This window comes from Streptomyces sp. NPDC056734, assembly GCF_042790455.1.
Classification (GTDB): domain Bacteria; phylum Actinomycetota; class Actinomycetes; order Streptomycetales; family Streptomycetaceae; genus Streptomyces.
Window position 1 is genome coordinate 166,817 of sequence record NZ_JBHTZD010000019.1, and the last position, 13,115, is coordinate 179,931.

General features: G+C 71.3%; 9 protein-coding genes. 7 read left to right on the forward strand and 2 right to left on the reverse strand.

Features of this window, described 5'->3' with window-relative positions; all coding sequences use genetic code 11:
- Positions 1 to 165: 165 nt before the first annotated feature.
- Complete coding sequence (locus ACFRFC_RS28005) at positions 166 to 3,048, reverse strand: hypothetical protein (protein WP_382693203.1); 2,883 nt, start codon at positions 3,046 to 3,048, stop codon at positions 166 to 168.
- Positions 3,049 to 3,271: 223 nt separating this feature from the next.
- Between ACFRFC_RS28005 and ACFRFC_RS28010 the strand changes: the two genes are divergently transcribed.
- Complete coding sequence (locus ACFRFC_RS28010; RefSeq protein ID WP_382693206.1) at positions 3,272 to 4,933, forward strand: heme peroxidase family protein; 1,662 nt, start codon at positions 3,272 to 3,274, stop codon at positions 4,931 to 4,933.
- A 182-nt stretch (positions 4,934 to 5,115) separates the two neighbouring features.
- Positions 5,116 to 5,955: an urea carboxylase-associated family protein gene (locus ACFRFC_RS28015; RefSeq protein WP_382693208.1), complete on the forward strand. Its 840-nt coding sequence runs from the start codon at positions 5,116 to 5,118 to the stop codon at positions 5,953 to 5,955.
- Between the two features lie 29 nt (positions 5,956 to 5,984).
- On the opposite strand, the gene ACFRFC_RS28020 is transcribed toward ACFRFC_RS28015, so the two are convergent.
- Positions 5,985 to 6,701, reverse strand: coding sequence for a GntR family transcriptional regulator (locus ACFRFC_RS28020; RefSeq protein ID WP_382693209.1), 717 nt, complete (start codon positions 6,699 to 6,701; stop codon positions 5,985 to 5,987).
- 146 nt (positions 6,702 to 6,847) lie between these two features.
- Between ACFRFC_RS28020 and ACFRFC_RS28025 the strand changes: the two genes are divergently transcribed.
- From ACFRFC_RS28025 to ACFRFC_RS28045, 5 genes are all read left to right on the forward strand, one after another.
- Entirely contained in the window at positions 6,848 to 8,500 is a 1,653-nt protein-coding gene (locus ACFRFC_RS28025; RefSeq protein WP_382693210.1) for an APC family permease, read from the forward strand.
- A gap of 64 nt (positions 8,501 to 8,564) precedes the next feature.
- Positions 8,565 to 9,521 carry a hypothetical protein gene (locus tag ACFRFC_RS28030; RefSeq protein ID WP_382693213.1) on the forward strand — a complete coding sequence of 319 codons (957 nt, stop codon included), beginning with the start codon at positions 8,565 to 8,567 and terminating at the stop codon, positions 9,519 to 9,521.
- A gap of 87 nt (positions 9,522 to 9,608) precedes the next feature.
- The gene (locus tag ACFRFC_RS28035; protein ID WP_382693215.1) at positions 9,609 to 10,214 is read left to right on the forward strand and encodes a DUF1989 domain-containing protein; all 606 of its coding nucleotides are present in this window, start codon (positions 9,609 to 9,611) and stop codon (positions 10,212 to 10,214) included.
- Positions 10,215 to 10,300: 86 nt separating this feature from the next.
- Positions 10,301 to 11,851 carry an amidohydrolase gene (locus ACFRFC_RS28040; RefSeq protein WP_382693217.1) on the forward strand — a complete coding sequence of 517 codons (1,551 nt, stop codon included), beginning with the start codon at positions 10,301 to 10,303 and terminating at the stop codon, positions 11,849 to 11,851.
- Between the two features lie 306 nt (positions 11,852 to 12,157).
- Positions 12,158 to 13,115, forward strand: a 958-nt coding sequence (locus ACFRFC_RS28045; RefSeq protein WP_383112661.1) for an amidase family protein, incomplete at its 3' end; no start/stop codon positions are given.

A 13,115-nucleotide genomic window follows, 5' to 3' on the forward strand; every position in this document is an offset into this window, starting at 1 on the left:
CGAAGGGCCGGGTCCGGCCCCGAACCGTACGTCGCCCCTGCCGGGCGGCGCCCCCGACCAGTCGTCGAGGGCGCCGCCCGGGCCACCGACGAAGGCCCGCCCAGGACCACGGCCCGAGCGGCGCGGCACACCACAACAGGGGGAACGCTGCCTGGACGCAAACCCCTAGCAGCCCCACTCCTCCTGGCCCCGGGTTTCGCCCGCGGGACGGCCGCAGACGAGGGTGATGTCGAAGCCGGCTCCCTCGGTGGGTTGGGTGATCTCGTAGAGGCCGATGCCGTGTCCGCGCAGGTTCGGGTCGGAGGCGTCGGAGTGGCGGAAGGTGATGTCGCCGGTGGCGGCGCTGCGGAAGTCGACCGAGCGCAGGGCGGCCAGGACAGCGGGGGCGCCGCCGTTCTCGGGGACCTTGGCCTTGTCCGCGGCGCGGTGGAGGGCGGTCGCGGCGTCGTAGGACAGGGCGAGGAAGCCGTCGACGAAGAGGGGGTCCTGGTAGGTGGGCTCCTGGGCGGATCCGAAGGCGCGTTGCGCGAAGCGGTACAGATCGGAGGTCTTGAGTGTCTCCTCGTACGTCAGGGAGGCGTAGAGCAGCCGGGCGCCGACCGGGAAGTCGAAGGAGTCGTTCGCGAACTGCTTCTTGGTCATGTCGTCCCCGGACAGGACGGTGATGGTGTGGCCCTGGCAGCTGGAATTCTGGGCAAGCCCCTGCATCAAGGGCTTGAGGTGACTTGCCCGGCCCGCCAGGTAGACGATGTCGGCCTGCTGGTCGCAGACGGCCTTGATGGCGTCGACGAGTTCGGGGCTGGTGCCGTCGACCGGATAGTCGATCCGCGGGTGCGAGGTGAAGTCGGCCCGCTCCAGTTCCTCCCGGGCGTACTGCGCCTGGTCGGCGCCGTAGGAGTCACCGCTCTTGCCGCTGCCCGCGGGGGCCAGGACGATCGAGCTGCGCCCCTGCGCCGCGCCGAGGAGCTTGACCAGGGCTGACGCCTGCTCGCGGTCGGTGGCGGCCATGCCCACGTAGTTGCCGAACTGCTCGGCGAGAGCGGTGGCCGAATTGGTGGTGCCGACCACGGCCAGACCGGCTTTCTGGAACTCCCTGACGGCCGGGGCGCTGCCGGGCGTGTGGATGCCCATGCCGACCACGCCGACGACGGACGGATCCCGGCGCGCGAGGCCGACGATCTTGGCCGCCATGGCCTCCTGGTGTCTCATGCCCTGGCCGCCGTTGGCGATCAGGATCCGCACCTTGAGGGCACTGTTCGACTCCGCGAAGCTGTTGATGTGGTGCTGTGCCAGATACACCCCGGCCAGTTGCCGCAGGACGTCGACCGCTTCGCCGGTTTCCTGTGCCTTGGTGGTCAGTGCGCCGGCGAAGACCAAGGTGATGTGGTCCTTGCCCGGATCGAGACTGCCGTTCGCCTCACTGATCTTCTCCTGGAGCCCCTCCAGGCCGATCCGGCTTTCACCGCCCACACTGAGGACCGGGTCGTCGCCGACCGGCAAGGGGGCGTTGCTGGCGACACCGACGCACTCGTCGCCGATCAGTTCCAGGTCGTGGTTCCACACGGCCTGCCAGCCGCCGCAGTACTTCCCGGTCAGATGCTGGTAGTGGGCCGCGGCGCCGACCGTGGTGAGGGCACAGGCCGCCAGCAGGGTCCAGCGCGACCACAGCAGCCAGGCACTGCGCGGCACGCGGAAGGTCTTGCGCCGGTGGCTCTCGGGCGAGGCGTAGCCGTCGTAGGGATGGAGGAGTTCATCGCTCAGGGCCACCGGCAGGATCCAGGGCAGAGCGGCGTTCATGCTCGGCGACTGGCCGGTCCGCAGACTGCGCTCCACCCAGGCCTCGTACAACTCACCGACGTCACGGCCGTGGGCACCCAGCGCCGGCAGCGGCAGTTGGGTGCGCTCGCTCAGCCCGGCCAGATCCGTGTGCGCGATGCCGGCGACCACCAGCAAGGGGTCCTGCTCGCTGCGGCGGCTGCGCACATCACTGATCGCCCGCAGCAGCGGCAGCGCGCCATTGGCCCGGGTGGCCCGGGGAATCAGCAGCAGCGGGGGAACGGTGCGTTTGCGGTGCCGCAGGTCCCAGGCCGGGCGGTGGCTCTCCCGCAGATCCTCCAGCAGCGCCAGGGTCCGCAGCTGGAGGCAGAACTGACGGGCCACCTCCCGCTCGGCGGCCTGCGCCGCGGTCTCGCCGGCATCGACGGGCCTGGCGGCGGTCAGCAACTGACGCACCACCTCGACGGCCCGTTCCTCCAGCGTGGCGCGGGACAGCCGTGGATGCCACAGCGACCAGACCGGTGCCTCGGTGCTCGGGGACACCGGGAACGTCGTGGTGGCGAACCAGCGGCAGCCAGGGCCCAGCCGCGCCGGGGCCGCCCAGTGCCGGACCCAGCCGCCGGCTCCCCACAGCAGCAAGGCCACCAGCATCGCCCCCACCAGATACCAGGAGCCCAGCCTGGCGGCCAGCACACCCACACAGGCCACCGCCGCCGAGCCCAGCGCCGTCGCCGGGCTCAGCACCGGCCCCAGCGCCTGCCGGAAACCACCGGACCTTCGCCGGGCACCGGCCGGCCGGCGCAGCTCTCCGAGCCGGGTCACCACCGCCCGCGGGTCCGGTGTCCCGTCACCGCGGCCGGCCACATCGTCGAGCGCCCGGTCGAGCGAGGCCAGCAACTGCGAACACGGCAGCCGGTACGGACGGTACTGGGACCGGCCGCTGTTCTCCCACAGCCCGCCGGCCACATCCTGCACCAGCGCCGTAGCCGCGTAGTACCCACCCTCGTCCGCGTCCGGCGCGGCACCGGGCGCCTGGCCGGACAGCGCGCCGCTCCCGGGCGGAGGATCAACGCTGCGGCACAGCAGCCACCTGGGTTTTTGCGCCTTGTACACCAGGTCGACGATCTCCTTGACCCAGTCGTCGTGCCGCCCCAGCGGGTCCTCCTGGGCCGCGTGGAGCAGCACGACCGGCATCGGCCCCTGACGCCGCGCATATCCGTCGATCAGCTCCGCGCACAGGTCCAGGACAAGTCCGCCGCCGTCATTCGGCACGGAACCCCGCCACGCCTCTTTCCTGCGATGTCGTAACCCCACTTCGCTTCCCCCATCCGCCCATCTGCCCCGGCGACACCAACGCCGCCGCGCTACGCAGGAAGGTAGGACCGCCTCCGGCCACCGGAGGCCCGATCCGCCCGGCCATCACCCGATAGGGCGGACCGGGCACCCGCACTCGCGTGACCCGCAACCTGCCGTCTTAGCGGTCACTGCTGACCTATTGCTGGTCCAGGAGGTCTTCGCCCGGGGCCGCCGCTTCTACGTCGTCGGCGAGGGCGTCCTCGCCGACCCCGGGGACGGCACTTTGGCCCGGGCCACCCCGGCGACCACCGCAGCCGCGCTGCGCCGCTTCCGGTTCTCCCGGCTCGGCCCGCGGGCGCAGGAGACGGCGCTCCTCGACCGCGCCGCCCGCGCGGAACTCGCTGCCGCCATGACCGCGGCCCGCCGACAGCCCGACGCCGACGACCCGCCGGTCCCGGCCGGGTTCACCTACCTCGGCCAGTTCGTGGACCACGATCTGACGCTGGACGCCACGGCGGTCCGGCTGGAGGACGAGATCACGGTCCGTCAGCTGCTCCAGGGCCGCTCACCCGCACTCGACCTCGACAGCCTCTACGGCCTGGGCCCCGACGACCGCTTCGACCGCCGGTACTACGCCGACGACGGCTTCCGGCTGAGGACCGGCACCACCCAGGGTGTGCCCGGCGAGGACCCGGCGGCGGCGCTGTCGCTGGCCGGGTTCGACCTGCCCCGGGTGGGCACCGGTTCGCTGGTCTCCGAGCGCCGCCGCCCGCTGATCCCGGACCCGCGCAACGACGAGAATCTGGCGGTCGCCCAGCTCCACTGCGCGTTCATCCGCTTCCACAACCGGGTCGTGGCCGATCTGGTGGGCAAGGGCGTGTCCAGCGCGGTCCTCTTCGAGACGGCGCGCGAGACGGTCGTGAAGCACTACCAGTGGATGCTGGTGCACGACTTCCTGCCGAGGATCGTCGATCCGGGCGTGGTCCAGGAGGTCTTCGCCCGGGGCCGCCGCTTCTTCGAGCCACGCCCGGCCGAGCAGGACCGGCCGACTATGCCGGTCGAGTTCTCCGTGGCGGCCTACCGGCTGGGCCACAGCATGGTGCGCGGCCGCTACCACTGGAACCGGCTCTTCGACAACGGCGGCGGGACCCTCGCCCTGCTGTTCCGCTTCAGCGGCACCAGCGGCAATCTCTCCCCGCTCCCGTCGGACCTCACCGACCCCGAGTCCGGCACCTTCGAGCGGCTGCCCAGCAACTGGATCGCCGACTTCCGCCGGTTGTTCGACTTCTCCGAGGTGGGCCGGGACGACCTGGTCGTGGAGGCGGCCCGGTTCAATGTCGCCAAGCGGATCGACACCCTGATGGTCAACGCGCTGGCCGATCTGCCGCTCGGTTCGTTCGGCGGCCGGGGCGGCCCGCCCGTCGACGCCGTCGAGCTGAACCTGGCGTTCCGCAACCTCACCCGCGCCCACATGATGAGCCTGGCCACCGGCCAGCAGATGGCCCGCCTCTTCGGGGTGAAGCCCCTGCTCCCGGCGGACTTCGAGAACGGCGCGGGGGCGCACCTGGGCGAAGATCTGCGCCTGCGGCTGGCCGAGCACTGCCCGCTGTGGTTCTACATCCTGCGCGAGGCCGAGGTGTACGGCGGCGGACGGCTGACCGGCGTCGGCGGGCGGATCGTCGCCGAGGTGTTCCACCGCGCCATCGAGGGCAGCCGGCACTCCATCGTCCGCGACCCGTCCTGGCGCCCCTTCCTCAGCCCGGTCGCCGAGCGCGACGCCCAGGACCTGTTCGCGATGACAGACCTGATGCTGTACGCGTTCGAGGGCCGGGCGGACCAGCTCAACCCGCTGGGCGCCTAGGCGCACGGTCCAGGAGGTTTTGCGGGACAACCGCACGGAGGCAGGCCACATCAACTACCCGCCGATGCGACCACATTCCGCACGCCGGACGGATCCCAGTGGGACACGGCCTTGGATTGTGGAACAAAAATGACTACGGTGAGTCGAGGCTGGTCGGTCCATCGGATGTGGAGAGGGAAGCAATGGGCGCAGAGGCGGCATACCGGGCGAATGATGGCGGTGCCCTGGACGTGGACCGGGAGTTCTACCGGAAGGTGGCCGGCGCCGACCGGGAGCTGGTCGACTCCTTCGAGATCCCGATCCGCTCGGGTCGTGCCTGGAAGGTGCCCGCCGGGCATCTGTGCAGGCTGGTCACGGTGGACGGACCACAGGTCGGCGATCTGAACGTGTGGAACGCCAACGACCCCCGGGAGCGGCTGTGGGCCGCGCGGACCCGGCAGCTCCAGCGGGCGCATGTGACCACCTTCGACCGGCTGTGGTCGAACCTGCCGTTCCTCCGCCCCTTGCTGACCATCACGGATGACACACTCGCCGACTACGGACGCGACGGGAACGGCGGCCGGGTGCACGATCTGCTCGGCACCCGGTGCGATCCCTATGTGAGCCGGATGCTCAGCGGTACGGACTTCGACTTCCACTGTCATTCGAACCTGGTGCGGGCGGTGCTGCCGTACGGACTGACCGAGTTCGACGTCCACGATGTGCTCAATGTGTTCCAGTGCACCGGGCTCAATGAGGAGGACCGCTACTTCATGAGCCCGTGCCCGGCGCGGCCCGGCGACCACTTCGAGTTCTTCGCGGAGACGGATCTGCTCTGCGCGCTGTCCACCTGCCCCGGCGGCGATCTGTCCGTGCCGATGTGGGGGCCGGACGCCCGCGATCCGCTGGACACCTGCCATCCCATCGGGGTCGAGGTCCACCGCCCGGATCCCGGGGTGCTCTCCGGCTGGGCCCCGCCCCGGCGTGCCGCCTACAAGGGGTTGCACGGAATGGCGCTGCCGCACTGGCCGCAGCACCGGTAGGCGGGCGCCCGGCCCGGCCGAGGGGCGGGTCAGTCGGACGGTCCCCGGGCGCCCCTCAGCACGGCGAGGACCAGGCGCTCCGAGTCGTCGAGGTAGCCGGCGAGCACACCCTGGGCGTGGTCGATCCGGCCGCGCCGGATCAGCTCGTACAGCTCACGGTCCCGCTGGGGCCACGGCCGCTCGAACTCGACCTCGTCGCCGACCGCCCCCCACGACAGCCGTAGCAACGCGCCGAGCCGGCCGAAGAAATCGTCGACCAGCGGGCTGTCCAGCAGGGACACGAGCGCCTGGTGGAAGCGCAGACTCGCGGTGCCCACATCCCGCCAGCGCTTCTGCGCGGCGGCCAGCTCGACGGCCCTGACGGCGGCCTCCAGGGCCTCCAGCCGGGCGTCGTCCCGCAGGGCGCTCGCGGCGATGGCCTGCGGTTCGATCAGCCGGCGGACCCGGTAGATGTCCCGTACCCGCGCGGCGTCGATGGACGCGACCACCGCGCCGCGATGCAGTTCCTGGTGCACCAGCCCCTCGGTGACCAGCAGGCGCAGCCCTTCGCGCAGGGTGTTGCGCGAGATGGCGAACAGCGCCGCGAGCTGCACCTCGCGCAGCCGGTGCCCCGGCGCCAGCTCCCCTTCCAGGATCAGTTCCCGGATTCTCGCCGCCACCCGCTCGGCGGACGCGATCCCCTCACCGTCGGCTGCCGCGCCCGGCCCGCTCGTACTGTCTGCCCTGTCCGCCACATGATTGGTCACCGGGGCATCGTATGAGTGATGTGGTTCAACAAACAAGGTAGCGCCGTCGCGAGGACAGGCGGCCTTGTCGGGCGGTTTGTCTGCCCCTCTAGCCAGTTTTCCGATTCCATTGACATGGATCGTTGAGCAATCTAGCGTCTGCGCTCATGACTAGCGAGAGAACCGCCGCAAGGCGTGATCGAGCCACGTCGGACCGGGCCGTGTCGGACACCGTCCCGTCCCGCTGGGCCACCGCGCCCGGAGTCCGAGGCACCCACCAGGGTTTCGTCCGGCGTTCCACGGGGGTGGTGCGGCAGATCTCCGGTGCCGACGCCGTCATCGGGAACATCCTGCTCGTGAACTTCGTGGCCGCCGTCGCCACGCTCGTCGTGGTGCCCTTCACCTTCCCCGGCGCCAATCTGCCACTGGCCGTCCTGCTGGCCATGCTGCCCGCACTGGCGCTGGCCACGGTCTATGTCCTGTTCGCACTCGCGCTGCCACGTTCGGGCGGCGAGTACCTCTATGTCTCCCGGGTCTTCCATCCATCGATCGGCTTCGCCGCGAACTTCAGCTTCATCGGGTGGAACATCCTCTTCGGCGGCCTGCTGGTGAACCAGTTCGCGACCGTCTACCTCTCCGGCTTCTTCGCCTCGCTGGGCTGGTCGGCGGGGGTCGACGCGATGTCCCACAAGGGGGTCGTCCTGCTCGTCGGCGTGGCCCTCATCACTCTCACCACGGTCCCGGTGATCATCGGCACCCGGTTCGCCATGCGTCTGATGAAGGGCGCCTTCTACGCCGGGTCGGTGCTGCTGCTGATCACCCTGGCGGTGCTGGCGTTCGCCGGCCATGACACCTTCGTGGCCTCGGTCGATCAGCAGGCGTCGTACACCGGCATCATCGAATCCGCCCGGCAGGCCGGATTCGAGTCCCGCCCGCAGGGGTTCGCGCCCACCGTGCAGGCCGTCGCACTGATCAGTCTGGCCACGATGTTCGTGATGTGCTCCACGTACACCACCGGCGAGGTCCAGGACGTACGGCGGACCGTGCCCAAGGCCGTCTACGGGTCGGCGCTCATCGGCGGCGCGGTCATCCTCGTCATGGCGCTGATCGCCACCCGGGTCTGGAGCACCGACTTCCTCGCCGCGGCGAACTATCTCGCCTCGGTGGCGCCCGAGCGCTATCCGCTGGAGTCGACCCCCGACTTCTCCTATCTGGCGGTCCTCACCCACCCCGGATGGCTGTTCTCCACGGTCGTCAATGTCTCCTTCCTCTGTCTCATCACCGGGAATCTGATCTTCGGGACGGCCACCATGAGCCGCTGCTTCTCGGCCTGGTCGTTCGACCGGATCGTGCCGCAGAGCCTGGCGTCGGTGAGCACCCGCCGCCGTACACCGGTCAACGCGCTGGTCCTGTTCGCGGTCTGTTCCGTGCTGGCGCTGGTGTACTACACCTTCGACGGCGATGTGACCTTCCTGGCGGGAGCCACCCTCGGTTTCATCGCCACCTTCCTGACGGTCTCGGTGGCCGCCATCGCCTTCCCCTACCTGCGGCCCCGGCTGTTCCGGGGCTCCGCCGCCGACATCCGGGTGCTCGGCATCCCGCTCATCGTGATCGCCGGAGTGGCGTCCTCGCTGATGCTCGCCGCGATGGTGTACGCGTTCCTCACCAATGACGCGTTCGACGCCAACGGCACCACGGGCCTGCTCTTCTTCGCCGGGTTCTGGGTGGTCGGCCTCGTCATCTTCGGCGTGGCCCGGCGCATCCACCTGGCCAGGGGCCTGCCCTTCGACGCCGCGTTCAAGGAGCTGACCGGAGAATGAACCCACCCCCGATACCGACGACACCGGCGAGACCAGCAAGACCGACAAGACCGGCGAGACCGGCATGACAGGCACCAGGCTCTACTTCGCGACCGATCTGCGCGCCGCGGACCGCTGCTTCACCAAGTTCCTGAGCGCGGCCTCGGCCTACGACGCACAGGTACTGGTTCTCGGCGGCAACCTCACCGGCACCCGGATGGCGCCGGTCGTACGCCACCGGGCGGGAGTGTGGCGGGCGGTGCTCGACGGGACCACGGCCGAGCTGCGGACCGATAAGGAGGTCGCCCGGTTCGAGAAGCGGGCGGCGGACATCGGCGTGTACACCTTCCGCACCGACCAGGACGAACTGGCCGCGCTGGACGACGACCCGGCCGCCGTCGACGCCGTGTTCCACCGGCTTGCCACGGACCGGCTGCGGCGCTGGCTGGAACTGGCCGCCGACCGGCTGCCGGAGGGCCGGGTACGGCTGCTCGTCTGCTGCGGCAACGACGATCCCACGACCCTGGACACGCTCATCGACGCCTCCCCGGCGGCCCTGCTCACCGAGGGCCGGTCGGTGGAGCTGGACGAGCGCAGGGTGCTGGTCGGCGTCGGCTACTCCAACGCGACGCCATGGCAGTGTGAGCGGGATCTGCCGGAGGACGAGCTGGCGCAACGGCTGGCCACCGCGCTGGACACAGTGGACCGCTCCGGCGCCCAGCTCGTCCTGCACACCCACTGCCCGCCGTACGACTCCGAACTCGACGCCACCGTGGTCCTGGACGAGGAGCTGCGGCCGAGGACGGAGGCGGGCCAGGAGATCGTGGCACCGTCGGGCAGCACCGCCGTACGCGAGATCGTCGAGCGGTACCAGCCGGTCCTGTCACTGCACGGCAGGGCGCTGGAGAGCCGGGGCTATGTACGGCTGGGCCGCACCCTCGCGGTCAACCCGGGCAGCGAGTACTCCGACGGCATCCTGCGCGGGGTGCTGGTGGATCTCGACCGGGACGGAGTGGCCCACCATCTGCTGACCTCCGGCTGACAGCCGGCCCGCCAAGCCCGAGGGCCGCCGCTCCGGCCGGTTCGATCAACAAGTCCCGACACAGACGAAGAGAGCAGGGAAGCAGCGATGAAAGAGACCGCACGATCGGTGGAGGTCCCGGCGCAGCAGGGGCGCGCGTTCACCGTCGCCCGGGGCGAACTCGTGAAGATCACCGATGTGGAAGGGCATCAGGTCGGTGATCTGTGGGTGATCGACGCCGAGGACCACGGCCGCTGGCTGTCCACCAGCCACACCAGGGACCGGCTGGAGCGGATGTTCCCCCGGGTGGGGGAGTCGTTCACCGATCAGTTCGGCGGGCCGATGGTCGAGTTCGCGGCCGACGACTCGCCCGGCAGGCACGACATGCTCTTCCCGCCGTGCAACCGCTGGCTGTACGAGAGCGATGGGCTCTTCGGCCATCCGAACTGCCATGACAACTTCCTCGCGGCGGCGGCGGCCTCGGCCGGGGTCACTTTGCCGGTGGTGCCCGATCCGGTGAACTTCTTCCAGAACTCGGCCCCGGAACCGGACGGCACCCTGAACGTACTGACCGCCGCGTCCAAGGCCGGCGATTCGGTCACCCTGCGGATGCTGCGCCCGGCCGTGGTCGTCCTCACCTCCTGCTCCGTGGACAACTGGCCGACGAACAACAAGAACTGCACCCCGCTGATGGCTTGGATCGGCCCCGCGTGAACGCGCCGACCACGCCGCCCCATCCACCGGTTTCCGCAGGGCCGGCGGAGCCCGTACGGATCGTCAGTGCCCGCCGCGTCCACACCATGGCCGGGGCCCCCGGTACGGCCGGGAGTGGCCGGGACGTCACCGCGCTGGCGTTCCTCGGCGAGTGGATCGTCGCCACCGGCACGACAGCGGAGCTGCGGTCGCGCTTCCCCGGGGCCGAACACATCGATCACGCACCCGGAGTGATCGTCCCCGGCTTCAACGACGCCCACCAGCACCTCGGCGATCTGGCCGATGGACTCGACCATCTCGATCTGGGAGCACCGGAGTTCGGCGACCGGGCGGTGGTACTGGCCGCGCTGGCGGCCCGGATCGGGGCAGCGGCTCCCGGGCAGTGGGTCCGCGCCCACCGCTACGACGAGACCCGCACCCCGCCGGGCGCGCTCACCCGGGCCGACCTGGACTCCCTGGACTCTCTGGGCGGGGGCGCACCGGTTCTGGTGACACATGTCTCCGACCACAGCGCCGTACTGAACTCCCCGGCCCTGCGGCTCGCGGGGCTCGACCCGGAGCGGGTGCCCGACGGCCGGGTGCACGGACCGGAGCTGTTCCGGCTGCTGTGGAGCGACGAGGCGATCGTGGACAAACCGTCGACGGACGGCTGGATCACGGGTGTCGAGCGGCTCACCGCGCGGTACCACGCGGCGGGCATCACCTCGGTCGGCGACGCCCTGGTCTCCCCGGGGCAGCTCGGCCGCTATCAGGAGGCCCGACGCCGGGGAAAGCTGACGGTCCGGGTGAACACCCTCATCGACGCCAGCCACGCGGACGGCTTCCTCGCGCTCGGCGTCGGCAGCGGCTTCGGTGACTCCTGGCTGCGCGTCGGCGGGTTCAAGGCGTTCGTCGACGGGGCGGTCGCCGGACACTCCTGTCTGCTGGAGCAGCCCTTCAGCGATTCCGACCCGCCCGATCACGGCGAGCAGGTGACCCCGACCGCCGAGCTGTACGCGCTCTTCGAGCGGGTCCACCGGGCCGGGAGCGTGATGGCCGTCCACGCCAACGGTGACCGGGCGATCGGGGTGCTCCTCGACATCGTGGAGTCCGTCCAGGCGGCCCGCCCGCGCCCCGGGCTCGCCCACCGCGTCGAGCACTGCACGGTCCTCGGCCCCGGCCTGGCGGCCCGGATCAAGGCCGCCGGGCTGGCCGCGGTCCCCTTCGGCTCGTATCTCACCGCCCATGGCACCAAACTGCTCCAGTGGTACGGGCCCGAACGGCTGCACCGGATGTTCCCGCACCGGACGCTGCTGGACCACGCGATCCCGGTCGCCGGGGCCTCCGACCACGGCGCCGCCCCCTACGAACCGCTGATCGCCCTGCGCGACATGGTCACCCGCACTTCTCCCGACCAGGTGGTGCTCGGCGGGAGCCAGCGGATCACGGCCGCGGAGGCGCTGTGGATCCAGACGGTGGGATCGGCGACGGTCGCGGGGGAGTGGCAGCTCAAGGGCAGTCTGACCCCCGGACGGCTGGCCGACTTCGTGGTGCTGGAGCAAGACCCCCTCACGGTGGACCCGAACGGCCTGGCGGAGATCGGCGTACGGGAGACGGTGGTGGGCGGGGTCACCCGCTGGACGGCGGGCAACCGATGAGGGCTGTGCGGCAGGCGGGTCGGAAGGACGCCATCGCGGGTCAGGGGCTGGCGGAGGACCGACCCTGCGTGCGGAGGGTCTCCGGTGATGGGCAGGAGGCGGGCGGTGGGTGGATGTCTCCGGCGACGATCAGGTCGTGGGCGATGACCGGCAGTCCCGGCGACGATCAGGGCACGGGCCGTGGCTGGCAGCCCCGGCCACGAACGGAACGCGGGCAATGACCAGGAGCCCCCTGGCCAGGCCCCCGGCCACGAACAGGAAGCGAGCGATGACCAGCAGCCCCCCGCGCAGGACAAGGAGCCCCCGATGACCGGTTGGCCACCGCCGCTGGACGACGCGGCCCGCGCCGAACTCGACGCGCTGCGCACCGGCCTGGCCGGGCTGCCCCGCTCCCCGCTCCGCACCCCCTCGGCCCCGGCCGCCCCCCGCTCGGACCTGCCCACGCTGCCTGAGCTGCCCGCGCTGTCCGTACCGCGCGCACTGCCCGGGATCGGGCCAGCCGAGCCCGGGGCAGCCAGGGCCGCCGTCGACCCGGCGGCAGCCGAGCGGCTCGGCGCCCTCACCTGGACCGACTGGCACGCGGACTTCACCCCGGACGGTCCGCTGTCCGGGCTGACCGTCGGCGTCAAGGAGAACTTCGACGTCCAGGGCCGCCCGACCCGCGCAGGGCGGGCCGCGACGCCCCCGCCCGCCGACCGCGACGCGGCGGTCGTGGCCCGGCTGCGGTCGGCCGGTGCGCGGCTGGTGGCCGGGTGCGCGATGACCGAACTCGCCGTCTGCCTGGACGGCAATCCGCACCGGCCCGAGACCCGCAACCCCCGGGACGACACCCGGATCGCGGGCGGCTCCTCGTCCGGTTCCGCGGTCGCCGTCGCCGCCGGTTTCGTGGCGGCGGCCCTCGGCAGCGACACCGGCGGTTCGGTACGGATCCCGGCCGCGCTGTGCGGAGTCGTCGGATTCAAGCCGACGTACGATCTGCTCCCGCGCGACGGCTGTGTGCCGCTGTCGCCCTCCCTCGACCATGTCGGTGTCATCACTCCCGACGCGGCCACGGCGCTGGCGACCGTCCTCGCGATGGCCAACCCGGGCTTCCCCACCGTCCCTTCCCCGGTACGGCGCCGGGTCCGGGTCGGCTGGCCCGTCGACTGGACCGCTCCCGCCGACCCCGCGGTGAACGCGGTCTGCCGTACCGCCCTCGCCGCGCTGCCCGACTCGATCGAGGTCGTACCCCTGGAGCTGCCGCTGACCACCCGCACCTCGGTGG

Coding starts and splice junctions, on each gene's coding strand:
- ACFRFC_RS28015 (WP_382693208.1), top strand. CDS start 5,116: ATGGGCGCAGAGGCGGCATACCGGGCGAATGATGGCGGTGCCCTGGAC.
- ACFRFC_RS28025 (WP_382693210.1), top strand. CDS start 6,848: ATGACTAGCGAGAGAACCGCCGCAAGGCGTGATCGAGCCACGTCGGAC.
- ACFRFC_RS28030 (WP_382693213.1), top strand. CDS start 8,565: ATGACAGGCACCAGGCTCTACTTCGCGACCGATCTGCGCGCCGCGGAC.
- ACFRFC_RS28035 (WP_382693215.1), top strand. CDS start 9,609: ATGAAAGAGACCGCACGATCGGTGGAGGTCCCGGCGCAGCAGGGGCGC.
- ACFRFC_RS28040 (WP_382693217.1), top strand. CDS start 10,301: ATGGCCGGGGCCCCCGGTACGGCCGGGAGTGGCCGGGACGTCACCGCG.